19 protein-coding genes are annotated in these 24238 nt (G+C 75.4%); 7 read left to right on the top strand and 12 right to left on the bottom strand.

Going from position 1 to position 24238, the window contains the following annotated elements:
• The 6 genes from ACZ4VL_RS24745 (at position 1) to ACZ4VL_RS24720 (ending at position 5987) form a co-directional block, all read left to right on the top strand.
• The gene (locus tag ACZ4VL_RS24745; RefSeq protein WP_361091968.1) at positions 1-360 is read left to right on the top strand and encodes an ArsR/SmtB family transcription factor; all 360 of its coding nucleotides are present in this window, start codon (positions 1-3) and stop codon (positions 358-360) included.
• A 24-nt stretch (positions 361-384) separates the two neighbouring features.
• Positions 385-1008: a GNAT family N-acetyltransferase gene (locus ACZ4VL_RS24740; protein ID WP_468203889.1), complete on the top strand. Its 624-nt coding sequence runs from the start codon at positions 385-387 to the stop codon at positions 1006-1008.
• A 143-nt stretch (positions 1009-1151) separates the two neighbouring features.
• Complete coding sequence (locus tag ACZ4VL_RS24735) at positions 1152-2678, top strand: type III PLP-dependent enzyme domain-containing protein (protein WP_468203887.1); 1527 nt, start codon at positions 1152-1154, stop codon at positions 2676-2678.
• A 5-nt stretch (positions 2679-2683) separates the two neighbouring features.
• The gene (locus tag ACZ4VL_RS24730) at positions 2684-4003 is read left to right on the top strand and encodes a pyridoxal-phosphate dependent enzyme (protein WP_468203885.1); all 1320 of its coding nucleotides are present in this window, start codon (positions 2684-2686) and stop codon (positions 4001-4003) included.
• Entirely contained in the window at positions 4003-5220 is a 1218-nt protein-coding gene (locus tag ACZ4VL_RS24725) for an aminotransferase class V-fold PLP-dependent enzyme (protein WP_468203883.1), read from the top strand. Before ACZ4VL_RS24730 ends, ACZ4VL_RS24725 begins: the two co-directional genes overlap by 1 nt.
• Positions 5221-5228: 8 nt before the next feature.
• A complete protein-coding gene (locus ACZ4VL_RS24720; protein WP_468203881.1) occupies positions 5229-5987 on the top strand; it encodes a class I SAM-dependent methyltransferase in 759 nt (252 codons plus the stop codon).
• Positions 5988-6066: 79 nt separating this feature from the next.
• Here ACZ4VL_RS24720 and ACZ4VL_RS24715 read toward each other — a convergent pair whose 3' ends face one another.
• The 7 genes from ACZ4VL_RS24715 to ACZ4VL_RS24685 form a co-directional block, all read right to left on the bottom strand.
• The gene (locus tag ACZ4VL_RS24715) at positions 6067-7422 is read right to left on the bottom strand and encodes an MBL fold metallo-hydrolase (protein WP_468203879.1); all 1356 of its coding nucleotides are present in this window, start codon (positions 7420-7422) and stop codon (positions 6067-6069) included.
• A 15-nt stretch (positions 7423-7437) separates the two neighbouring features.
• Positions 7438-8583 (bottom strand): molybdopterin-dependent oxidoreductase, encoded by a 1146-nt coding sequence (locus tag ACZ4VL_RS24710; RefSeq protein WP_468203877.1) that lies wholly within the window; start codon positions 8581-8583, stop codon positions 7438-7440.
• A 353-nt stretch (positions 8584-8936) separates the two neighbouring features.
• Positions 8937-10247, bottom strand: a complete 1311-nt coding sequence (locus ACZ4VL_RS24705; protein WP_468203875.1) for a lysine N(6)-hydroxylase/L-ornithine N(5)-oxygenase family protein — start codon at positions 10245-10247, stop codon at positions 8937-8939.
• Positions 10244-10849: a GNAT family N-acetyltransferase gene (locus ACZ4VL_RS24700; RefSeq protein ID WP_468203873.1), complete on the bottom strand. Its 606-nt coding sequence runs from the start codon at positions 10847-10849 to the stop codon at positions 10244-10246. The genes ACZ4VL_RS24705 and ACZ4VL_RS24700 overlap by 4 nt, the downstream gene beginning before the upstream one ends.
• Positions 10846-12654, bottom strand: coding sequence for an IucA/IucC family protein (locus ACZ4VL_RS24695; protein WP_468203871.1), 1809 nt, complete (start codon positions 12652-12654; stop codon positions 10846-10848). Before ACZ4VL_RS24695 ends, ACZ4VL_RS24700 begins: the two co-directional genes overlap by 4 nt.
• Positions 12651-14189, bottom strand: coding sequence for a pyridoxal phosphate-dependent decarboxylase family protein (locus tag ACZ4VL_RS24690; RefSeq protein ID WP_468203869.1), 1539 nt, complete (start codon positions 14187-14189; stop codon positions 12651-12653). Before ACZ4VL_RS24690 ends, ACZ4VL_RS24695 begins: the two co-directional genes overlap by 4 nt.
• Before the next feature lie 12 nt (positions 14190-14201).
• Entirely contained in the window at positions 14202-16010 is a 1809-nt protein-coding gene (locus ACZ4VL_RS24685) for an IucA/IucC family protein (protein WP_468203867.1), read from the bottom strand.
• Between the two features lie 304 nt (positions 16011-16314).
• On the opposite strand from ACZ4VL_RS24685, the gene ACZ4VL_RS24680 reads away from it, so the two are divergent.
• Positions 16315-17850, top strand: a complete 1536-nt coding sequence (locus tag ACZ4VL_RS24680) for an MFS transporter (protein ID WP_468203962.1) — start codon at positions 16315-16317, stop codon at positions 17848-17850.
• Here the strand turns inward: ACZ4VL_RS24680 and ACZ4VL_RS24675 are convergent.
• From ACZ4VL_RS24675 to ACZ4VL_RS24655, 5 genes are all read right to left on the bottom strand, one after another.
• A complete protein-coding gene (locus ACZ4VL_RS24675) occupies positions 17838-19934 on the bottom strand; it encodes an iron ABC transporter permease (protein ID WP_468203865.1) in 2097 nt (698 codons plus the stop codon). The genes ACZ4VL_RS24680 and ACZ4VL_RS24675 overlap by 13 nt on opposite strands.
• Positions 19934-20929 carry an ABC transporter substrate-binding protein gene (locus tag ACZ4VL_RS24670; RefSeq protein ID WP_468203863.1) on the bottom strand — a complete coding sequence of 332 codons (996 nt, stop codon included), beginning with the start codon at positions 20927-20929 and terminating at the stop codon, positions 19934-19936. Before ACZ4VL_RS24670 ends, ACZ4VL_RS24675 begins: the two co-directional genes overlap by 1 nt.
• Positions 20930-21140: 211 nt before the next feature.
• A complete protein-coding gene (locus ACZ4VL_RS24665; RefSeq protein ID WP_468203861.1) occupies positions 21141-22013 on the bottom strand; it encodes an ABC transporter ATP-binding protein in 873 nt (290 codons plus the stop codon).
• Between the two features lie 203 nt (positions 22014-22216).
• On the bottom strand, positions 22217-23491 hold the full coding sequence (locus tag ACZ4VL_RS24660; RefSeq protein WP_468203859.1) for an APC family permease: 1275 nt from the start codon (positions 23489-23491) through the stop codon (positions 22217-22219).
• Between the two features lie 310 nt (positions 23492-23801).
• Entirely contained in the window at positions 23802-24110 is a 309-nt protein-coding gene (locus tag ACZ4VL_RS24655; RefSeq protein WP_468203856.1) for a hypothetical protein, read from the bottom strand.
• Positions 24111-24238 lie beyond the last annotated feature (128 nt).

The raw sequence follows: 24238 nt of genomic DNA, 5'->3' as shown, positions 1-24238 counted from the left end.
ATGGCCCTGAGCGATCCCCTGCCACCTGCGACCGCCTCGCACCTGCGGACCCCCGACAGCGCCCGGCTGGCCGAGGCGGCGTCGGTCTTCGCGCTGCTCTCCGACCCCACGCGCCTGCACCTGCTGTGGCTGCTCGCCCAGGACGAGTCCGACGTCGGCACGCTCGCCGAGCAGTGCGCCGCCTCGCGCACGGCGGTCAGCCAGCACCTGGCCAAGCTGCGGCTGGCCCAGCTGGTGGAGTCCCGCAAGGAGGGACGGCACGTCCACTACCGGCTCCGCGACGGCCACCTGCGCCGCCTGGTCGTGGAGGCGCTGAGCCACGCCGACCACCGGGTGAGCGGTGAGGCGCCCCACGACTGACGTCCCCCGTGGCAGGCTGGGGCCATGCCGTCCCGAGGTGTGGTGCCCGAGCCGCAGGAGTCGCCCGAGCCTCCTGAGCCGCAGGAGTCGCCCGAGGTGCCCGAGCCGCCCGGGGTGCAACTGGTCCAGCTGACGACCCCGGCCCGCGTGCCGCCCGCCACCGCACGGCAGCTGACCGCCTGCTGGACGGCCGTGGTCAACGCGGGCGGCGCGGTGATCGCCCACGAGCTGCCCATGCCGCCCGTGTCCGCGACCGACGTCGCGCCCGCGGTGGACCGGCTGGTGCGCTCGCTCGATCCGCTGCGCTGCCGCATCCTCCTCGCCGTCGATGGCGAGGCCCTGTCCGGCTGGCTGGTTCTGCGCCACGACCCGCACCCGCTGGTGGCCCACTGCGGGGTGGTCAACCACCTCCAGACCCTCCCCGGCCTGCGCGGCCGCGGCGTCGGCAGCGCCCTGATGACCGGCGTGGCCGCTGTCGCCCGCGACGAACTGGGCCTGGAACGGCTGCAGCTCAGCGCCCGGTCCGGGTGCGGACTGGAGGGGTTCTACCGGCGGCTGGGGTGGGTGGAGGTGGGCCGGTGGCCGGGCGCGCTGCGCGTGGCTCCCGGGGACGACCGGGACGACGTCCTGATGAGCCTCGCCCTCTGAACCGGCCGAACCGATCCGGCCAACCGCCCCCGCGTGCTCCCACGCCCCCTTCAGCTGCGGCAGACGGGGAGCGATGATGGGCGGAGCCGTACGAGTGATCGCGGATGCGGGTCCGCATGCGTCGTCGGGGAGGGACGGCCGGGATGAGCGACGCCCCTTTGTACCTGGAACCGCGGCTCACCTCGGGCCCTGCGGCCCTGCTGCGCTCCGCGCCGTTCCTGCACGGCCTCGTGGACGCGCTCGGGTCGCCCCTGAACGTCGTCCTGCCCGCGGAGCTCGAACGCAACGCGGAGGCGTTCGCCGAGGTCCTGCGCCGGCACCGGCTGCCCGGCCGGATCTGGTTCGCGCACAAGGCCACCGGCTCCAGCGCCCTGGTCCGCCACGCGGCCGCCACCGGCGCCGGGCTGGACGCCGCCTCCCTGGAGGAGCTCCAGCACGCCCTCGGGGCGGGCTTCACCGGCGACCGCATCATCACGACCGGGCCGAAGGACCCCGACTTCCTCTGGCTCGCGGCCCGCTGCGGGGCCACCGTGCACGCCGACGGGCCGGGCGAACTCACCGCGGCGGCCCGGCTGGTGCGCACGTGCGGCCTGCCCCGGCTGCGCGTGGTGCTGCGCCTGTCGGAGTTCGGCGGGAGCGGCCCCCGGACGCTGTCCCGGCCGACCCGCTTCGGCTCCCCCGAACGGAACCTGGACCGGCTGCTCGACCTGCTCGACGGGCTGCGGGACGCCCTGGAGCCCGTCGGCGTCGGCTACCACCTGGACACCACCAGCGCGGACGAGAAGGCGGTCGCCCTCGAAGGCTGCCTGCGGGCCGTGGACGCACTGCGGCTGCGCGGCTTCCAGCCGCGGGCGATCGATGTCGGCGGCGGCTTCGGCATCAGCTACCTCGCGCACGCCGCCCAGTGGGAACGCTGGACGACCGCCCTCACCGAGGCCGTGCTCGGCCGCCGTGCACCGCTGGCCTGGGGCGGGTACGGCTACGGTCTGCGCGTGGAGAACGGCGTCCTCAAGGGCGCGCCCGCCCTCTACCCCGCGTACCGGCCGGCCGCCGGCGCCGCCTACCTCGACGAGCTGCTCTCCCGGCCCGCGCCGGGACTGGGCCGGCCGCTGGGCACGCTGCTGCTGGAGAGCCTGTGCGACCTGTACGCCGAGCCCGGCCGCGCCCTGGTCGACCAGTGCGGGCTGACCCTGGGCCGGGTCATGGAGGTCCGCGACGACGCCGGGGGTCCGCCGCGGGTACGGCTCGCGCTGAACGCGGCCGACGTCGGCCTGGAGGAGCACGGCGTGCTCGTGGACCCGGTCCTGGTCCCCCGCGACGACGGCCCGACCACCGCATCCCAGGACCCCGGCCCCGGCGGCGGCGCGGTCGGCGTGCACCTCATGGGCAACCTCTGCCTGGAGGCCGACCTGATCACCCGCCGGACCGTCTTCCTGCCCCGTCCGCCCCGCCCCGGCGACCTGCTGGCCTTCCCCAACACCGCCGGCTACTGCATGGACTTCACCGCCACCCGGGCCCAACGCCGGCCCGTGGCCCGCAAGGTGGCCGTCAGAGCCGCCGCCCCGGGCGGCACCGCGGGCGGCACCGCGGTCGACGCCGGAGGGGAGGGCGGAGCCTGGCGCTGGTGCCTCGACGAGCAGTACTGGCCGGTCACGGAAACGGGGGGATGAGGCACATGAGGTACGACAGCATCACCGACGCCATCGGCAACACCCCGCTGGTGCGCATCGATCCGGACGTGCACGGACTGCGGAACATCGATCTCTACGCCAAGCTCGAAATGCTCAACCCGTTCGGCTCGCTGAAGGACCGGCCCGCCTGGAACATGGTCCGCGAGCGCCTGGCCGGTGCCGCGGCCGGCGGCGAGACGGTGGTCGAGCTGTCGAGCGGGAACACCGCCAAGGCCCTGGCCCTGATCGCGGGCCTGCACGGGCTGCCGTTCAAGAGCGTCACCAACCGCATGCGCGTTCCGGAGATCAAGGACCTGCTGCTCCTGCTGGGCGCGGAGATCGAGGAACTGCCCGGGCAGAGCGAGTGCCTGGACCCGACGGACACCGCCGATCCGCTGACCCTGTTCCACCGGGAGCTGAGCCTCCCCGGCAACCCCCACCTGCACACCGACCAGTACTTCAACCCGCTGAACGCCGAGGCCCACGCGCAGGGCACCGGCCCGGAGATCATCGCCGACCTGGACGGCCGCGCCCCGGACTGGTTCATCGCCTGCGTGGGCACCGCCGGTTCCTCCACCGGGATCGCCCGGACCCTGCGCGCCCACGACCCGGCCGTACGGGTGGTGGGGCTCGTCGGCGCGAAGGCGGACTTCATCCCGGGCATCCGCACCGCCGACGAGGTGCAGGAGGTGGGCCTGTTCGACCCGGCCGCGTACGACGCGATCGAGGCGGTGAGCGCGGACGAGGCCCTCGACGGGATGCTGGTCCTGCTGCGCCGCTGCGGGCTGCTGTCCGGCCCGACCGGCGGGGCCGCCTACCACGGCGCGGTCCGGCACCTACGGCCGCTGGACGCCGCCCTGACCGAGCGCCGGACGGCCGTGTTCATCGTCTGCGACCGGGCCGAGAGCTATCTGGGCTACGTCCGGCAGCGGCGGCCCGAGCTGCTGGGCCGGCCCGCCGTCCACAACTCCGCCTCCACCGTCACCGGGGCCGAACTGGCCGCCGTACGCGCGATGGACGTGGCCGAGGCCCGCAAGTGGGTGGAGTCGGGGCAGCCGCTGGTGGTCGACCTGCGCGGGCCGTTCGCGTACCGGGCGCTGCACATCGACGGCTCGGTCAACATCGTGGACGAGCTGTTCGCGGAACTCGTGCGCGGCGGGTTGCCGTTCAGCACGAGCCGGTCGGTGCTGCTGGCCTGCCCGGTGGGCGAGCAGTCGCAGCGGTACGCGGCCCTGCTGACCCGGATGGGCCATCCGGACGTGCGCAGCCTCGCGGGCGGCATCATCGCCTGGCGGGACGCGGGCGCTCCGCTGGTGCGCGACTGATGGCCGGGTCCCCTCCCCCGCCGGATCCGCGCGCGGAGCTGCGGGAGCTGGCCGCCTGGCAGCGCCCGCTGCGCGCCGGGTTCCCCATCGTGGCCGGGCACCCCGGCCAGGCCTACCTCGACAGTGCCGCGACCGCGCAGAAGCCGCAGGCGGTCCTGGACGCCGTGCAGTCCTACCTCACCACCTCCAACGCCAACTCGGCCCGCGGCTCCTATCCGTGGGCGAACGCGACGACGGCGCTGGTGGAGGGCGCCCGCGAGCAGGTGAAGGCGTTCCTGGGGGATCCGGAGCCCGGACGCTCGTCGGTGCACTTCACCAGCGGGGCCTCGGAGGGCCTGCGGGCCGTGGCCCGTGACTGGCTGCCGGAGCTGCTCGCCGACGGCGACGAGATCGTCGTCCCGTTCGGCGACCACCGGGCGAACCTCGACCCCTGGCTGGAGGCGCGGGACCTGCTGGCCGCCCGCGGGGTGCGGATCGCCGTGCGGGAACTGCCCTGCCAGGCCGGGTCCGGGGACTACGACCCGGTGGCGCTGGCCGGTCTCGTGGGCCCGCGGACCCGGTTCGTGGCGGCGACGCACGTCCACCACGTGTACGGCGCCGACATGAACGTGCACCGCGTCCGCGGGGCGGTCGGGCCGCGGGTGCCGATCTGCCTGGACGCCGCGCAGAGCGTCGGGCACCAGCCGGTCTCCCTCGCCGAACTGGACGTGGACTTCCTGGTGTTCTCCGGGCACAAGGCGCTCGCCCTGCCGGGCACGGGCGCGGTGTGGGCGCGGGGAGCGCGCGGCCCGGCGTTCCGCCCCGGCGGCTGGCCGGGTACGCCCAACACCGCCGGGATCGCGAGCCTGGCGGCCGCCCTGGACTGGCTGCGGGAGGCCGGTGTGGGGCGGATCGCGCGCTGGACGACGGCGCTGGCGGCGGTGTTGACCGATGGGCTTGCCGGACTGCCCGCGTACGAGGTGCTGGGCTGCCGGACCAGTCTGGCGGCCGGGTCCCCGGTGCAGCGGCGGGGCAGCATCGTGACGTTCCGGCACCACGGGATCGGTTCCCAGGACCTGGGTTTCATCCTGTACAGCCACGGGTTCATGGTGCGCTCCGACGAGCACTGCCAGGCCGGGCGGAGTGTACGGGACGGGTCGGTGCGGGTGAGCCTGCACGTGTACAACACGCTCGAAGAGATGGAGGAGTTGCTGACGGTGCTCGCCAACCTGCAATGATTTTCACTATGGGTATGAGCGCAGTGACGGCCGCGCGGTGGGTGGAGCGCTGGGAGTGCCAGCAGCAGCGGTACGCGGTGGACCGCGAGGAGCGGTTCACGGTCATCACGGACGTGGTCGAGCGCGTCACGCGCACCACGTCCGGCCGCCGGCTCCTCCTCGACCTGGGCAGCGGTCCGGGCACGCTGGCGGCCCGCCTGGCCGACCGGCTGCCCGGGTCCGAGGTGCTGGCCGTCGACGCGGACCCGCTGCTGCTGGAGTTGGGGCGGGCGCACTTCGGGCGCCGGCTGCGGTACGTGCGGGCCCTGATCGGCGGGGCCGGCTGGCTCGACGCGCTCGGCCTCGACCGGCCGGTGGACGCGGCCGTCTCCACCACGGCGCTGCACTACCTGGACCGGGCCACCCTGCGCTGCGTGTACCGGGACCTCGCCGAACGGCTCCGCCCGGGCGGGGTGTTCGTCAACGGCGACCACATCGCCCCCGACGAGGCGCCCGTCCGGGCCCTCGCACAGGACCTCGACCGCCGCCACAGCGAGCGCCACCTCGCCTTCACCCACGAGGACTGGTCGTCCTGGTGGTCGGGGGCTGCGGCGGACCCGGAACTGGCCCCTCTGCTGTCCTCCGCGGACGCCGCGGGCCACCCGCCGTGCGCCGCCGACGACCTGCCGGTGTCGGCCCACGCCGCGCTGCTGCGCGAGGCGGGCTTCCGCCATGTGGGCACGGTCTGGCAGTACGGCAGCAGCCGGGTCCTGGCCGCCGTACGCTGACCCGCGCGCGGGCGTCGGCCGGGGGCGCCGACCACGGGCTCCGGCCGGGGGCGCCCGCCCGCGGGCGCGCCGGGGGCCGTCACGCGGGCCGGACCAGGTCGTCCGCTCCGCCGCGGGTCACGGCGGTGACGGGGATGCCGGCCCGGTCGAGGAGGCTGGCCGCGATGGTCGCCCGGCGGCCGCTGGTGCACACCGTCCAGACCTCCCGGTCCCGCGGCAGCTCCCCGAGCCGCCGGGGCAGTTCGGCCAGCGGTACGACGAGGGCGCCGGGGACGCCGCCGTCCGGGCCCTCGGGCCGGACGTCCAGGATGCGCCGGTCGGCGAGGTGCCCGACGAGTTCGGCGGCGTCGGCGGTGCGGAAGGAGCGCAGGGGCCGTCCGGCGGCGGCCCAGGCCTCGACGCCTCCCGCCAGGTGCCCGGCGATGTTGTCGTACCCGATCCGCAGGAGCTGGCGGACCGCCTCGCGGCCCGCCTCGCCGGCCGGTTCGGGCAGGACGAGGACCAGGCGGGTGCCGAACGGGACGACCTCGGCGACCAGGCTCGCGAACCGGTCGTCGAGCTCCTCGCAGATCGAGCCGGGCAGGTGACCGGCGGCGAAGGAGGCGCGGTCGCGGCCGTCGACGATCTGCGCGCCGCCGCCGGCGAGCCCCTCGACCACGGCGGGGGTGAGCGGCCGCAGCACGGGCAGCCCGCCCAGGACGGGCGGGCCGGACCGGTTCACCGGGGCCATGTGGTGGTAGTAGGCCGGGTACGGCGGCAGGCCGGCCATCCGCCCGCTGACGAACTCCTCCTCGTCCGCGACGGTGAGCGCCGGGTTGGTGCGCCGCTCGGCGCCGACGGTGGTGGTCCGCCCGGTGGCCGCCGGGCCGGCCGAGCAGGAGCTGCCGGCGCCGTGCGTGGGCAGGACGCGGGTGCTGTCGGGGAGCAGGGCGAGGCGGCGCAGCGAGCGGTACTGGGCGCGGGCCAGTTCCTCGGTGTGGTCGGCGCCGGAGAGGTCGGTGCGGCCGGCGGTGCCGACCAGCAGGCTGCCGCCGGTGAACACGGCCGCCGGGCGGTCCGGGCGGGCGCCGTCGAGGACGAGGTAGGAGGTGTGCTCGGCGGTGTGGCCCGGGGTCTCCATCGCCCGCAGCGTCGCGTCCCCGATCGTGATCTCGTCGCCCTCGGCCAGGCCGAGGTGGTCGAAGGCGTACGGCGCGCGGGCGGGGCCCGCCACGGTGGCCCCGGTGGCGGCGCGGACCTCCAGCGCCCCGGAGAGGTAGTCGTTGTGGACGTGGGTGTCCAGGGCGTACCGGATCCGCACGCCGCGGTCGGCGCAGGACTCCATCAGCTCCCAGCTGTCGCGCTGCGGGTCGATCAGGGCGGCTTCGTCCCCGCTGACGAGGAGGTAGCTGGTGTCGCCGAGCGAGGCGGTGGTCATGATCTCGATCTCGGTCATCGGTGCACCGGCCCTTCAGACGACGACCACGTCCACGCGGGCCACGGGGTTGCAGCCGTAGCCGCGGGCGTTCCAGGGGGCGCCGGCCGGCTGGGTGTCGCCGCGGGCGTCGGTCGCCCGGGCCAGCAGCCGGTAGGGGCCGGGACGTACGGGCGTCCACCGGTACGACCAGGCGGTCCAGGCGTAGGGGCCGGCCGGGGCTTCGAGCCGGGCGTGGTGCCAGCCCGCGCCGGGGCCCTCGGCCGCGCCGGGGCCCTCGGCCGCGGCGTCGTCGGGGGCTGCGGCGTCCGCGTCGTCGCCGGCGTACTCGACGCGCACCACCACCCGGCGCACGGGTACGCCGCCGCCCGACCAGGCCCGGCCCTGCACCAGGGTCTCGTGGCCGCGGCGCAGGTCCGCGTCCGGTTCGGGGGCGGTGATCAGGGATTTCACGCGAACGGTCGTGACGGGCCCCTCGGGGGTGCCGCGGGAGTCGGTGTAGAGGTACTCCTCGGCCTGGAAGACGCCGGTGAACGGTTCGGTCACCGCGCGGGCGCCGACCAGCCACTTCACGTCGGCGACCGCGTACCGCCCGGGGACCACCAGGCGGACCGGCGCCCCGTGCGCGGGGGTGAGCGGCACGCCGTTCATGTGCGTGGCGACCAGGGTGTCGGGGTGGAGGGCCACGTCGAGGGGCAGGCTGCGTTCGAAGGGAACGGCGCGGCCGTGGACGCTGCCGGAGTCGGCCCCGGTGAAGACGACCTCGACGGTGCGCGGGTCGAAGCGGGCCCGGGCGGCCAGGACGGCGAACGGCACCCCGGCGACGCGGGTGCAGCCGACCGCCCGCTGGTCCCAGGGGAGGCCGGGCGGGCGGGGGTTCATCAGGGTGCGGCCGTTGCCCGCGCATTCCATGAGGACGTCGAGCTCCCGGTGCTCCAGGGCGAGCAGGTCCGGGTACCCGAGGGTGAAGGGGGCGGCCGCGGCGCCGCCCAGGTGCAGCCGCCAGCCGTCGGGGGAGGTCTCGGGAACGCCGAAGTGGTCACGGACGAACAGGGCGGCGACGGGCGTCACGGGCTCGGCCAGTGCGGCCGCCGGTGTCTGGGCGTTGTACGGGTCGGACGTCACCGTCTCGGGAGCCCAGCCGGTGGCACCGGACCCGAGCGGAATGGGCCATGCCGTCATCGCGGAACCTCCGTCGGGCCGCTGACCTGACACGACGCGGGTCACCTTCATTTTACGTCCGGGTCCGCCGACCGAAAATTCCGGCAAAACTATTGACTCGGCGGGAAGAGGGAGGAAAGTGGTCTTTACACCGGAATACCAGAAAGAGCCACACCGCCTCCCGAAGACGTTCGGGAGCCCGCGTGACACTTGTCCAGGCTCTGGCCAGGTCCCCGGCAGAGACTGTCGACCGGAGGAGCCGTCGGCGACGACCGACGACCCTCGGAGATCGGCAAGGCTGCCGGGGGCTGCTGTGTGCCCGCGGTGCCCGCGCCCGGGCCGCGCGGGCGGTGTCGCAGGCGGTGTCAGCGGTTCTACGGGTCAGGGGTTCTGGCGGGGGGCGTGAAGGTGGTGAAGGCGCTGCGCTTCGGGAGGCGGAATGCCTCCCGGCCGGTGACGGCGTTGAGGATGGTGGCGTTGCGCACCGCCCCGATGTCCAGGTTGGGCGCCGAGACCCCGTGGCTGTGCACCTCGGCGTTGGCCACGAAGATGCGCCCCGTGACGCCCTCGGCGAGCTCGACGGAGTGGTCCGGGCGGACCCGGTGGCGGCCGCGGCCGTCCCGCAGCAGCAGGTGGTCGACGGGGGCGAGGAAGCCGGGCGGCCGGTTGCGGTAGCCGGTCGCGGCCACCACCAGGTCGGTGGTGTGCTCGAAGACCGCCCCGGTGTCGCGGTGCCGGCAGGTCAGCACCGCCCGCCCCGCCCCGTCGACGGCCGCCGCCTCCACGGTGATGCCGAAGCGCAGCTCGACGTCGGCGAGGCCGTGCTCCAGCTGGCGCCGGTAGAGCAGTTCGTGGATCTGGTCGAGGGTGTCGGTGGAGATGCCCTTGTAGAACTGCCACTGCTCGCCGGCCAGCCGGTCCCGTACGTGCTCCGGCAGCGTGTGGAAGTACTGCATGTACGCCGGCGTGGTCATCTCCAGGACCATCTTCGTGTAGTCGAGCGGTGCGAAGGACGGGGTCCGGGTCAGCCAGGCCGCCGCCGGACCGCCCTCCGTGTTGCGGCCCAGCAGGTCCACCATGACCTCGGCGCCCGACTGGCCGGAGCCGACCACGGTGACCTTGCCGGCGTCCTGCACGTCGGCCGCCCGGTACAGGTACTCCGACGTGTGCAGCAGCCGCTCCCGCGGCAGGCCGGCCAAGGCCTGCGGCACGTGCGGGGCGGTGCCGATGCCGAGGACGAGGGCGCGGGCGGCCAGGCGCAGCCGGGCGCCGTCGCCCCGCACCGCGTGCACGGCGAAGTGCTCGGGGCCGGGCTCCCAGTGGACCTCCTCGACGCGGTGGGAGAAGCGGACCGAGGGCAGCCGGGCGGCGGCCCAGCGCAGGTAGTCCTCGTACTCCCGGCGGGAGGGGAAGAAGTTCTCCCGCACGGTGAAGGCGTACAGCCGGTCCATGTCGTGGAGGTAGTGCAGGAACGACAGCGGGTGGCCGGGGGCGACGAGCGTGACGAGGTCGGCGAGGAAGTTCACCTGCATCGAGGCGTCGGCGAACATCATCCCGCGGTGCCAGGTGAATTCGGGCTGCTCCTCCAGGACCAGCAGGTCGAGGCCGTCGACGGCCCGGGCGAGGGCGGCGAGGCCCAGGTTGAAGGGGCCGCAGCCGATCGCGATCACATCGTGTCCGGTCATCGGGGCAGGTCCTCCTCGCGGCGCGGCCGGCAGAGCAGGACGGCCGTCTTCTCGGGCAGGGTGATCTCCCGGATGCGGCGGTAGCCGGCGGCGCCGAACGCCCGGAGGGAGGCCGTGTTGGCCGCGTCCGGTTCGGCGACCACCCGGGGGCAGGCGGGATCGGCTGCGAGCAACCCCTCGGCCAGGGCCCGCAGCAGCGTCCGGCCGAGGCCCTTGCCGGTGCGTCCCTCCTCGCCGATGGCGATGTGCACGCCCAGGTCGCGGGGGTGGTAGGCGTAGTGCTCGGTGAGCCGGTCACGGAGCACGCGGTAGACCTCGACGTAGGCGAGCGGCTCGCCGTCGATGCCGACGAGGACGGGCCGGACGGCGACGCCGTCGAGGTGTCCCGCGATCTCCTCGTGCCAGCGTTCGCGCGGCCAGGCCTGGTGCCAGAAGGCGTCGACGTGCGGGGCCCGCATCCAGCCGTGGACCAGGTCGAGGTCGGGCCCGTCGGCCCGGGCGGTGCGGGCCGACCAGGGTCCGGGCAGCAGGGGCAGCGGGGGGCCGGGGACGGCGGCGCCCGGCCGGTCCGTTTCCGGCGGCACCGGGTGGGCGGGCGTCATACGGCGGCCTCCTGGAGCGGGTTGGGGGCGTCGAGGTAGACGGACTGGGCGTCGAGGGGGGCGAGGACCTCGTCGATGCCGTGCAGCCGGGTGAGCAGGTTGGCCTTGCCGGGCAGGGTGCGGGCCGTCAGCCAGCGGCGCGCCAGCCGGTCGCCGTCCGGGCCGGCGGCGGCGAGGCCGGGGAGGGCGGCGCGCAGCCGGGCGGCGAGCACGGCCAGGAGGTCGCGCTCGGCGGCGAGTCCGTCGACGGCGAGGCAGCCGACGACCGACAGGGCCTGGTTGCGCAGCAGGTAGTAGGAGAGGCGGTCGTCGACGAGGGCGTCGTCGACGACGGCGAGGGTGGAGGAGTCGGCGCCGGTGCGCTTGAGGAGTTCCGGCAGGTGGGAGGCGGCCAGGTAGTAGCCCTGGTTGTCGCGGAAGGCTCCGCCGGCCACCCGGCCCTGCGCGTCCAGCCGGACCAGGGTGTTCTGTTGGTGGGCCTCCAGGCCGATGCCGGTGGCGGCGTACAGGTGGAGCATGGGTACGAGGACCCGGTCGGTGTAGTCGGCCGTCCACTGCTCGGCGGCGCCGGGGCCCTGCGCGGCCACGAGCTCGCCGAGCGCGCTGCGGCCGAGGCCGGGGCGGGGGGCGACCAGGCCCACGAGGCAGCGCAGGTCGGCGATGCCGTGCGGGACCTCCCGTACGGCGACGTCGAGGCCGGTCACCTCGGGGCCCTCCGGGCGGCCGGGTTCGTCGACGGCGATCCAGGCGGGGTCGCGGGTGATCGTGAATCCGGGATGGGCGAGGAAGGTGCCGTCGGCGTGGCCGGCGTCGAGCAGCCGGTTGACCTCCGGGCCGCGGCGCAGTTCCGTACGGGTGGACTCGCGGCGGGAGTTGGTCAGCCGCAGGCCGAGGGAGAGCTTCAACATGACCTCGGCGCCGGGCCGGTACACGGTGCGCAGGCTGGACGTCGGCCACCAGGCGGGGCCGAGCGCACCGAGCGGTTCCAGGGCCCCGGAGGCCACGAGGGCGGCGGTGCGCGGGCGGTGCAGCAGGTCGCGGGCCTGCCAGGGGTGGGCGGGGATCAGGACGCGGCCGTCGACGGGGGGCCGTCCGGCGAGGTCGGCGAGGAGGGCGAGGGTGTCCCGGCCGGCCAGGGACGGCGCGCCCGCGACGGCGTCGTGCGAGACGACCGCGGGGTCGGCCGCGAACCAGTGCAGGCGGAAGGAGCCGCGCAGCTCGGGCGAGAAGGCTGCGGTGTCGTGGTCGGAGATGCCGTCGCGGCTCTTGGGGGCGGGGTGGTTCAAGTGGCCGAGGAGGAGGGCCTGTTCGGCGTCGAGGAAGCCGTCCGTGCCGGGTGGCGGGGCGGGGTGGGCGCGGCGGTGGGTGAGGAACGCGGTGACGCGGCGCACGGATTCGGCGGTGCGTTCGACCAGGTCGGCGGCCTCGCCCGCGGGGATCCCGCCGGGGCGGGCGCCGCCCCGTACGGCCGCCTCCGCGGCGAGCAGGGCGACGGCCGTCACGGGGTCGGCGGGGTCGCCGAGCGGCCCCCCGGGGCCTTCGAGGCGGACCGGGGCGAAGCGGTGCCAGCCGGTGGGCGAACGGTGGGTGACCTCGGTGCGGAGGGCCAGTCCTGCGGTGGGCAGTTCGACCCGCAGCGGGCCGGGGGCGACGGGCGTGCCGGTCTCCAGCAGCCAGCAGCGCAACAGGGCCTCGGTGTGCGCGTGTTCGGCGGCGGTCCGGGCGTCGGGTGCATGCAGGGGGTCGGCGGCGCGCGGTGGGCCGGCCGGTGGGGTGGGGGTTGCTGCCGCGGCGGTGGTCGTCATGCGGCGGTCTCCTCCATGAGTCGTTCGCAGGTGCGTCCGGCGTCGAGGACGGTGTCCACGAGGTCGTCGATGTCGTCGGCGGTGGCGGCGGGGTTGAGCAGGGTGAACTTCAGGCACACCCGGTGCGGTTCGCCGGGTGCGCCGACCGCGGCCTCGGTACGGCCGATGAGGGCTCTGCCGGACCGGAGCAGGCGGCGGCGGACGGCCCCGTTGAGGGCGTCGGCGGCCGCCGCGTCCGCGCCGCCGCGGTAGCGGAACACCACGGTGGTCAGCTCGGCCGGGGCGACCAGTTCCAGGTCCGGTTCGGCGCGGATGCGCCGTTCGGCGTGCCGGGCCAGGTCGTGGCAGGTGTCGACCATGCGACCCAGGCCGGAGCGCCCGTACGCGAGGAGGGTGGCGGCGGCCTTGACCGCGTCGGGCCGCCGGGTGGTCTGGAGGCTGCGCCCGAGCAGCCCGCCGTAGCCGGCCTCGGTGTCGTCGGCCGGGTTGAGGTAGGCGACCTCGCGGTCGAGCGCGGTGAAGGCGCTGCGGTCCGCCACCAGCAGGGCGCTGGCCGCGGCGGGCTGCCAGCCCAGTTTGTGCAGGTCGAGGGTGACGGAGTCGGCCAGTTCCAGTCCGGCCAGGCGGTCGGCGAGGCGCTCGGAGAAGAGGGCGCCGAAGCCGTACGCGGCGTCGACGTGGGTCCACGCGCCGTGGTCGGCCGCGATCTCGGCGATCCGGGCGAGCGGGTCGACGGAGCCGAAGTCGGTGGTCCCGGCGGTGGCGACGACGGCGACCGGGGTCTGGTCGGGGTGGAGGGAGGCGAGCGCGGCGGCGAGGGCCTCCGGTCGCATGCGCCGGTGTTCGTCGGCGGGAACGACGCGTACGGCGGTTTCGCCGAGTCCGAGGGTGGCGCAGGCGCGGTGGGTGGAGAAGTGGGCGTGCTCGGAGCAGAAGACCACCGGTGCGGGAAGGGCCGCCACGCCCTGTGAGCGGACGTCGATGCCGCGGCGGAGGGCGGCCGCGTCCCGGGCGAGGAGCAGTCCCATCAGGTTGGACAGGGAGCCGCCGGGGGTGAGGACGCCGTCCGCGTGCTCGCCGAGTCCGGCGAGGCCGGTGAGGGCCTCGATCAGCCAGCGTTCGACGGCGATGGCCGCGGGGCCGGAGTCGTAGGTGTCCAGGGAGGCGTTGCCGGCGCCGGCGAGGGTGTCCGCGGCGACCGCGACGGCGAGCGGCGGCGGCTGGAGGTGGGCGGCGGCGCGGGGGTGGGCCAGGTCGAGGCCCTGTTCCACCAGGACGGCGGTCAGCCGCTGGAGGGCGGCCTTGGCGCCGAGTCCCTCGTCGGGGAGGCGGGGCGGTCCGAGTGCGTCCGCGGCGGCGGCGAGCACGTCGGCGGGGGCGCCGGCGGGGACCGGGCCGGGCGGGCGGCGGGCGGCCGCCAGGGTGTCGATGATCTCGCCGAGCAGGCCGTGGACCTCGCCGAGCCCGTCGAGGCAGAGGGCGGGCGACGGCGGTGCGGAGGCGGGCCGGGGCGGTACTGCGGTCAGCGGTATCACGCTCTGGCCTCCTCAGTCGGCAGCGAGCGGGCTGGGGTGGGTGCCGTTCGGGTACAGCGCGTGGCGCAGGGCCCGGTCGCCGTAGCGGGTGACGACGATCCGGTCGCGGTTCAGGCCGTACCGGGGGATCTCGGGGGTGAGCAGGTCGTACTCGGCGAACCGGTCGGACAGTTCGGGGAAGCGCGCGTGGAAGTCGAGGACGGTCTGGCGGACCAGCCGCCAGAAGGTCCGCTCGGGCACGCCGAGCTGCTCGGCGCAGAGCGGTGCGAGGTAGCGGAAGTGGCCGACGAAGACCTGGTCGACGACGTGCTGGCGGATGACCGACGGGTGTTTGCGCGGCAGGACGTGGTCGTGGCCGTCGGGCTCCGGGCCGCGTTCGGGCACGTCGGTGAAGGACACGCACACGTCGTCGACGAAGTCCTTCAGGTACAGGCGGGACGGGACCTCGTGGTCGTCGTAGCCGATCAGGGTGTTCTGGCCGTGCGGGTTGAAGGTGATCCCGTAGCGGTAGAGGACGTGCAGGATCGGTACGAGCAGGGTGTCGAACAGGCGGCGCAGCCAGTCCTGCGGGTCGAGGCCCGAGGCGCGGGCGAGTTCGGCGGCGAACGCGCGGCCGGTGTGGTCGGTGTGCAGCAGCGAGGCGAAGGTGCGGACCCGTTCGTCGGGGTCCTTGCGCGCCGACACCGGTTCGCGCCAGATGCAGCCGAGGGTCTCCAGGTACTGGTAGGGCGCCCCGTCGAGCCGGGACAGGTAGGGGTGGTGGACGGTGACGGAGGCGACCTCGCCGAGGAAGACGGTCCGGCACTCCCCGGTCAGGAACGGGTCGCGCTCCACCAGGCCGCGCAGCCACTGCGTGACGACGGGTGCCCCGGCCGTGCAGTGCGGCGGGATGCCGCGCCAGACGAGGGTGTTGAGGATCTTCAGGGGGAGTTTGACGTCGTACCGCCCGGGGGCGGTGACGTTGGCCATCGTACGGATCGACTGGCCCGGGAGGTACGCGTCGGGGCTCTCGCCGAGCGGGACGATGCGGCGCTGGGCCACGTCGGCGGCGTGCAGGACCTGGACGGCGTGGTCCCACTGCCAGGGGTGCACGGGCAGCCACACGTAGGCGGCGGGATCGACTCCGGCACGCTCCAGGACGGCGGTGAACCGGGCCCGGGTCCCCTCGTCCAACTCCCGTGCGAGGACCTCGCGTTCGGACAGTTCGCAGGTGCCGCGGAACTCGGCGAGGCCGCGGTGCACGGCCACCCAGTGGAGCGTGAGCGGCTGCGCGGACTCGGGTGCGTAGCGGCGTACGTCGGTGGCGGAGAAGCCGATCCGGCCCTTGTTCGCGACGAGCAGGTTGTGGCCGGTCATCCGGCACTCCAGCTCGGTGTGGCCGAGGGCGCGCAGTTCGGCGGCGGTCTCGCCGCCGTGCGTGAGGCGGGCGGCGTCGACGGCGAGGGTGGCGGAGAGCTCGGTGAGGTAGGTGGCGATCGTCGACGGGTCGCTGTCGATGGTCGTGGCCGCCTCGACGAGGAACTGCTGCACGTCCCAGGCGGGTCGGGCGAGGGAGTTGCCGAGCATGCCGGTGGCGGTGCGGGTGATCGAGTCCGGGTCGACGCGGAGCCAGCCGTAGGCGCCGGGTTCGGCGCGGAAGGCGTAGGTGGTGCCGCTGGCGAGGTCGACGCGGTGGCCGTCGCCGGTTTCGACCGCCTTGAGCATGTCCTCGAAGCACCATTCGCCGAGCGCTTTGGCGAGGAGGCGGCGGTTGGCTTCCCGCCAGGCCGCCGGGGAGACGTCCGGCAGGTCCGGCACGGGATGGTCGGGGGGCAGGGGCATCTGGCAGCTCCTGTATCCGTCTCGTGGCGCCCGGAGGCAATCCGTCCAGGCGAGGTCAGATTAGGGAAGCCTTACCTAAGTCGCAATCGCAACTTTCGGCCATACTGGGACGGATGAGATTCTCTCAGGAATGAACTTAGGTTAGGCTTACCAATTCGCATGCCCGTTCAAGGGTCTACGCGCTCGGGGTGAATCAGTGACGCCTTCCCGCAGTGGCTCCCCTCGCTCCCCTCGCTCTCCCCGCTCTCCCCGCTCTCCCCGCTCTCCCCGCTGGACGTTCGCTCTGGTCAGCGCCGGCGGCGTGATGATGACGCTGGACGTCACGGTGGTGAACGTCGCACTGGCCGATATCGCCGGATCCCTGGCCGTCGGTCTCGCCCGCGTGCAGTGGACCGTGTCCGCCTACTCCCTCGCCTTCGGAGCGCTGCTGCTCACCGCGGGCGCCCTCTCCGACCGCATCGGGCGCAGAACCGTGTTCGTGGCCGGAATGGGGCTGTTCACGCTCGCGTCGGCCGCCTGCGGGCTCGCGCCGGACGCGGGCACCCTCGTCGCCGCCCGCGCCGTCCAGGGGCTGGGCGGCTCCCTGGTTTTCGCACCGAGCCTCGCGCTGCTCGCGGCCGCGTACGAGGGCGCCCGCCGGCAGGCCGCCATCGCGGCGTTCGCCGCCACCGCCTCGGCGGCCGGCGCCCTCGGACCGGTGGTCGGCGGCCTCTTCGTGAGCGGGCTCGGCTGGCGCTGGATCTTCCTGGTGAACGTGCCGATCGGGATCCTCGCCGTAGCCGGGGCGCTCGCCCGGATGCCCGGGTCGCGGCCGCCCGCCGGCGGGGAGGGCGCCCGCCGCCGGATCGACCTCCCGGGCGCGGTGCTCGCCGTGACCGCCCTCCTCGCCCTGCACTACCCGCTGACCGCGGGGCCCGAGGCCGGCTGGACCTCGCCGCGCGTCCTGCTCCCGGCCACCGCCGGGATCGTCCTCACCGCGGCCCTGGTGGCCGTTCAACGCCGCGGGGACGGGCTGATCGACCTGGCCCTGCTGCGCGTCCGGGCGCTCTCCGGCGCCGCCGTGCTCGGGTTCCTCGCCCGGATGTCCAGCCTGGGCGTGCTGGCCTTCACCACCCTCTGGCTGCAGGGCACCCGCGCGTACTCACCCCTGGAGGTCGGGCTGCACCTCCTCCCGCTGACGGGCAGTCTGCTGCTGGCCGGCCTGTTCGTGGCCCGGCTCCAACGGATGTGCGCCCCGCACGCCCTCGTGGCGGGCGGCTTCGGACTCCAGGGGCTGGGTCTGCTGGCGCTGGCCGCCGCCGCGTCGGAGGGCGCCGGGACGTCCGGGGCGTCCGGAGCGGCGGTCTCGGCGTTGGGGGTGTTCGGCACGCCTGGCGCTGGCGCGGGCGCGGCCGCCACGACGGCCGGGCTGGTGCTGCTCGGCGTCGGCGGGGCCGTGATCTTCCCGCCGCTGATGGGCGTCGCCGTGGGCGCCGTGCCCGAGGAGCGGGCGGGTCTCGCCTCCGGGCTGACCAACGCCTGCTACCCGCTGGGCACCGCCACCGGTGTCGCGGCCTTCGGCGCCCTGTTCGCCGCCCGCCTGGACACCGGGCTCGGTGGGGCCGCGGGCGGCCCGGCGCGGGACGCCGTCGCCACCGGCCGCCTCGAACTCCTCGACCCCGCGCTCCGGCCCCTGGCCCGGTCCGCGTTCTCCGGCGCCTACACGGCCGTCTGCCTGGCCTCCGCCGCCGTCTGCCTGATCGGCGTCCTCGCCGCCCGTACGCTCCGGGACGGCGCGGCCGGCGCCGCCGGCGGCCCGGCCGGGAAGCCCGCCCGGGCCGGTACCCCTCAGACCTCCTGAGTGCGGCGCAGCAGCCACACCAGGTACGGGGCGCCCACCAGCGCCGTCACCACGCCCACCGGGATCTCGACCGGTGCGAGCAGCCAGCGCCCCAGCGCGTCCGAGCAGACCACCAACAGCGCGCCCAGCACCGCCGCCACGGGCACCGCCCGCGCGGTGTGGGCGCCGACCAGGCGGCGCGCCAGGTGCGGGGCGACCAGCCCGACGAAGCCGACCGCGCCGACGGCGGCGGCCGTACCCGCGGCCAGCACCGCGCCCGCACCGAGGACGAGCAGCCGGGCGCGGCCCAGTTCCAGACCGAGGGCGCGCGGCAGCTCCTCCCCCAGCGCGAGCAGGTCCACCGGCCGTGCCGCGACCACCAGCGCCACCGCGACCAGGGCGGGCAGGGCCAGCCAGCCGAGCGCCGAGAGATCGCGGCCGTAGGTGCTGCCGGCGAGCCAGCCGAGGGCGGCCGAGATGTTCATCTGCGCGCCGACCACCAGGATGTTGACCAGGGCCATCGCGGTGGCGGCGGCGCCGAGGCCGACGAGCACCACGCGGGTCGGGTCCAGTCCGGGCCGCCCCCCGCCGGTACTCCCCCGGGCCACGAGGACGACGAGGACCAGCATCAGCAGGCCGCCGGCGGCCGCGGCGGCCGGCAGCGCGGCCGCCGGCGCGGACGGCGCGGCGAGGATGACGGTGACCGCGCCGAGGGAGGCACCCGCGGTGACGCCGACGAGTCCCGGCTCGGCCAGCGGGTTGCGTACGACGGCCTGTACCGCGGCGCCGGCCGCGGCCAGGCAGGCGCCGGCCACGGCGGCCACCAGGACGCGCGGCAGCCGGTAGCCGACCACCGCTTCGGTGATCTGCTCGGCGGACCCGGAGAGCAGTGCGGCGAGCTGGCCCCAGCCGACCTCCACGTCACCGAGCCGCAGCGACACCACGACGGCTGCGGCCAGGGCGATCAGCCCGCCGGCGAGCACGGCGGCGAAGCCGGGGGCGCGCCGCCGGTCGGAGACGGCGACGGCCGCGCCGGTGTCCGCGTCGCCGGTGCTGATCCGGCGGGCCAGGGCCATGAAGACGGGGCCGCCGAGCAGGGCGGTGACCACGCCGACCGGGATCTCCGCGGGCTGGGTGGCGGACGGGGGCGCGATCAGCTGGGCGGCCGCGTCCGCCGCGAGGACCAGGGCCGCGGCGAGCAGGGCCGCGGTCGGGATGAGCTCGGCGTGCCTGCGCATGCCCAGCCGGCGTACGGCGACGGGGGCGACGAGCCCGACGAAGCCGATCGGCCCGGCCAGCGAGACCGCCGCCGCGGACAGCAGCACGGCGACGAGGAAGGCCGCCGGCCGGATCCGCTCCACGCGCACGCCCATCGCCTGGGCCGTCTCGTCGCCGAGGGCGAGCAGGTCGAGCGGGCGGGCGAGGAGCGGGGCGGTCAGCGCGCCGGCCGCGACCAGCGCACCGAGGACGAGCGGCCGTTCCAGCCCGGACTGCATCAGGGTGCCGTTGCCCCAGAAGAACAGCCCCCGGGTCGCCTGCACGTCGAGCATCTGCAGGAACTCCGCCGCCGCGGTCCCGGCGAGCGCGACGGTGGCCCCGGCGAGCAGCACCCGGCCGGGGGTCATCACACCGCCGCTGGTGAGCAGGTGGACCACGGCGACGGCGAGGAGCCCGCCGAGGAAGGCGGCGCCCCCGGCGGGCAGCGGGCCGAGGCTCACTCCGGTGAACGCGACCAGCACGACGGCCAGGTAGGCCCCGGCGTTGACGCCGAGGGTGTCGGGCGCGGCGAGCGGGTTGCGGGTCGCGCCCTGGACGAGGACGCCGGAGACGCCCAGCGCCACGCCGACGACCAGCCCGGTCAGGGTGCGGGGCAGCCGGCTGCCGAGCAGGACGTCGGCGGTGCGGGGGGCGCCGCGGCCGCGGAGCAGGTCCGCGATGTCGCCGAGCCCCACACCGGAGGCGCCCTGCCCGAGGTGGACCAGGGCGACCAGGCACAGGAGCAGTGCGAGGGCGCCGACCGTGAGCAGGGCTCGCGTGCGGCCCCGGGCGGGCGGGCGGGCCGCCGGCCGGGGGCCGGCTGCTGCCGTCAGGGTGTCCGGGGCCATCAGACCTTCAGGGCCTTGCCGGTCTCGTCGAGGATGTGCAGCGCCGAGAGCGGGCCGCCGAAGAGCCAGGTGCCGGGGTCGAGCGGGACGGCCTTGTCGTTCTTGACGAAGTCGAGGCCCTTCCACACGGCGTTGGCGGCGAGGGCCCCGGTGAACGGGTCGTCCTTCTCGGCGGCGACGTAGAGGAAGGTGGCGTCGCCCTCGACCTTGGTCAGGCCCTCCACGCCGACGGTGGTCATGCCCCAGGCGTCGGGCTCGCCCTTCCAGCCGTTCTTCAGGCCGGCGAGGTTCAGCACCTGCGGGGCGATGGCGTCGTCGGTGAGCATGCGGACGGTGGCGGTGCCGTTGGCGGTGAAGCCCTGCCCGACCGCGTACGTGAGGCCGCCCTTGCCCGCCTTGTCGAGGCGGGCCTTGAGGTCGGCGGCCCGGGCGTCGATCTGCCCGGTGACCTCGGCGGCCTCGTCCTGCTTGCCGACGGCCCTGGCCAGTTCGGCGAAGTTCTTCTTCATGGTCCGGAGCTGCGGCTTGGTGGTGTACGTGAACGACACCACCGGGGCGATCTGCTGGAGCTGCTTCAGGTTCGCCTTGGAGCGGTCGTCGTCGATCACGATGAGGTCGGGCTGGAGGGCCCGGATCTTCTCCAGGCTCGGTTCGTTGCGGGTGCCGACGTCGGTGACGCCCTGGGGCAGGGCGGCCCCCTTCGCGGTGATCCAGGTGCCGTAGCCCTTGTTGTCGGCGTTGCCGACCGGGGTGACGCCGAGGGCGACCAGTTCCTCGGTGTACGTCCATTCCAGGGCCACCACCTTGGTGGCGGGCTTGTTCAGGGTGACCTGGCCCTGGGCGGTGTCGAGGACGATGGCGGCGCCCTTGGGGGCGTCCCCGCTCTTCTTGGGGTCCGCGGTCTCGCCGACGGTCCCGGACCCGCAGCCGACCGCGGCCAGCATGAGTGCCAGGGCGGCACCCGCCGTCGTGACGGCGCGCGACATCCTCTGCATGGCGAATCTCCTAGGTGAACGTCACCCTCGGGCCGGACGGGCCGACGGGCGGGGCGGGCGGGGCGGGAGGTGAGGGACGGGCGAAAGGGGCAGGGGGCCTGGGGACGTATGGGGGCGGGCACGGCGTGCATGGCGTATGGGGCATGCCGCGTGGGTGTGGCGCGTGGGAGTGGGTGGGGGCGGACGGCGCGGCGCCGGGCCGGCGGCGGTCTCAGCCGGCGGGGGGTGCGGCCTCGGCGGAGTGCGCGGACCCCGCGGGCGACTCGGCCCGGGCGGGCGGCTCGGTCCCGGCGGGCGGCCGCTGCGGGAAGCAGGCGAGGTAACCGGTGGCCGGGTCGCGGACCACGCTCACGCGCAGGCCGAAGGCCCGGTCGATGACCTCGGGGGTCAGCACGGCGGCGGGGTCGCCCGCCGCCGTGATGCCACCGTCCGCGACGACCACGACCTCGTCCGCGTAGGCCGCGGCCTGCATCAGGTCGTGCAGCACCACGCCGCAGGCGATGCCGTGCTCGCGGGCCAGCCGGCGTACGACGTCGAGCACTTCGAACTGGTGGCGCATGTCGAGGTAGGTGGTGGGCTCGTCCAGCAGCAGCACGCCGGCCCGCTGCGCCAGCACCATGGCCAGCCAGGCGCGCTGGCGTTCGCCGCCGGAGAGTTCGTCGAGCCGCCGGTCGACGAGGGGGGCGGCGTCGGTGACGTCGAGGGCCCAGTCGATCGCCCCGGTGTCCTCGCCGGTGTGCCGGGCGAGGGCGCCGCGGTGGGCGTAGCGGCCGTGGCGGACGAGTTCGCGCACGGTGACCCCTGCGGGGGCCTGCGAGGTCTGCGGCAGGAAGGCCAGGCGCTGGGACAGCGTCCGGCGGCCGAAGGAGCCCAGCGGCGCGTCGTCCATGCGCACCTCGCCGCCGATGGGGGGCAGTAGTCCGGCCACCGTGCGCAACAGGGTGGACTTCCCGCAGCCGTTGGGGCCGATCAGCACCGTGATCGCCCCCGCGCGGAGCGAGAGGTCCACCTGCTTGAGCACCGGTCGGCCCGCATGCCCGACGTCGAGTCCCTCCGCCACCAGCCGGACGTCGCCTAACGCCACCGCGTCCCTCCCCCGTCTCGGGTTCTCGAGCGTCACCATACAACTTAGGTAAGGCAGCCCTAAGATCCATTTCCGGAACCCGGGCGACCTGTGACCATGTCGAGATCCCGTACACCACCACACACCCCCGGCACACTCTCACCACCCCTTGCGCGGCGGCGAGTTGGCCGGTAATGGCGCATGGCCCAGGCGTACGCCGGCGGCTACGGACGACGGCGTTCCGCGGCCTTCCGGATTCCGTAGGCGGCCGCTCCGGCAGCGAGCACTGCGGCCCCGGAGACCACCGAGGAGGCCGGCAGGGCGAAGGCCAGGACGAGGCAGCCGACGAGGCCCAGGACGGGCACGACCCGCGGCGGCCGGCCCTCGCCGGGGGTGAGGGTCCATGCGGAGGCGTTGGCGACGGCGTAGTACACGAGCACCCCGAAGGAGGAGAAGCCGATGGCACCGCGCAGGTCTGCCGTCGCCGCCAGGACCGCGACGACACCGCCGACCACGAGCTCCGCCCGGTGCGGGACCCGGAACCTCGGGTGGACGGCGGCCAGGGCGTGCGGCAGGTGCCGGTCCCGGGCCATGGCCAGGGTGGTGCGGGAGACGCCCAGGATCAGCGCCAGCAGCGAGCCGAGCGCGGCCACCGCCGCCCCGGACCGGACGGCCGGCACCAGCCCGTCGGCGCCGGCCGCGCGGACCGCGTCCGACAGCGGGGCGGTGGAGTCCGCCAGCCCCCGCGGGCCGAGCACCGCCAGCACCGCGAGCGCGACCAGGACGTAGACGACGAGGGCGATGCCGAGGGCGATCGGAACGGCCCGCGGGATCGTCCGCGCCGGGTCGCGGACCTCCTCGCCGAGGGTCGCGATGCGCGCGTACCCGGCGAAGGCGAAGAACAGCAGGCCCGCGGCCTGGAGCAGCCCGGCGGGGCCGGTGCCGGAGCCGATGGCGAGGCGGGCCGCGTCGGCCGCCGCCGAGGTGGTGGTGGCGACGACGACCGCGGCGAGCACCGCGAGGACGACGGCCACGATCACCCGGGTCAGCAGGGCCGACTTCTGCACCCCGGCGTAGTTGACCGCGGTCAGCGCCACCACGGCCGCGACGGCGACCGCGTGCGCCTGGCCGGGCCAGACGTACGCGCCGACGGTCAGGGCCATCGCCGCGCAGGAGGCGGTCTTGCCGACGACGAAGGCCCACCCGGCGAGGTAGCCCCAGAAGTCCCCGAGCCGCTCGCGGCCGTAGACGTAGGTACCGCCGGAGGCGGGGTACCGGGCGGCGAGGCGGGCGGAGGAGGTGGCGTTGCAGAACGCGACCACGGCCGCCAGGGCCAGACCGATCAGCAGCCCGGACCCCGCCGCGCGGGCGGCGGGGGCGAGGGCGGCGAAGATCCCCGCGCCGATCATCGATCCCAGGCCGATGACCACCGCGTCGGTGACTCCCAGCCGCCGCCGCAGCGCGTCCGGCCCCCCGGCCGCGTCCGCCGGCTCCACCATGCCCCGCTCCCCTCGCTGCGGGGCCCCGACCGGGCCCCGACCGGGGCAGACGATAGCGGGCGGCCGTGAACGGCCGGGGTGGACGGGGCGGAGGGGCGGACGGGGCGGACCGGGCGGACGGGGCGGACCGGGCAGGCGGACGAGTGGCCCCGGCGCGCAGCGGCGCGGGGCCCGCCCTTACCGGCCGGCCCGGGCCCGCACCGGGACGGCCCCCACGGGCACGGACGCGGGCAGGTCGCGGTGGTCAGGGCCACGGTCCCGTTGGTGGTGGGGCCGGCGGTCTTGTTCATGACCACCTGGGTGTGGTTGATCAGGTTGCTGGTGAAGCACATGGCGTACGGGGTGTGGAGGAGAACGAGGCGTTGACGGCGCCGCCGCTGCCTCCGATGCCGAGCCAGTAGGTCACGTCGGTGCCGACGACCCCGGTCGAGCCGGTGTACTGGGTGCTGCCGTCGGGGCTGGGCGAAGTGCCGTTGACCTTGTTGCCGTTGGAGGAGGTCCCGGTGCCGATGGCCTGGTCGATGCCGCCGCCGGAGATCAGGCCGCTCTCACAGTGGGCGTTGGTCGAGATCTCGGAGAACGCGGAGCCGGGGCCGGAGGTGGCGCCGGGGGTCCTCACGGTCGTCGCGGCGGGGGGTCCCGGGGGGGGGGGGGGGGGGGGGAGGGGGGGGTTCCGGGATGCCAAGGCGCCCAACACCCCACCCAAGTCGCAGACCTCCCCCTCTGAATCCAATCCGGTGCTTGGAA

It is taken from the genome of Streptomyces sp. NPDC029014, from assembly GCF_055564695.1.
This window is presented reverse-complemented; position numbering and strand designations above follow the sequence as displayed.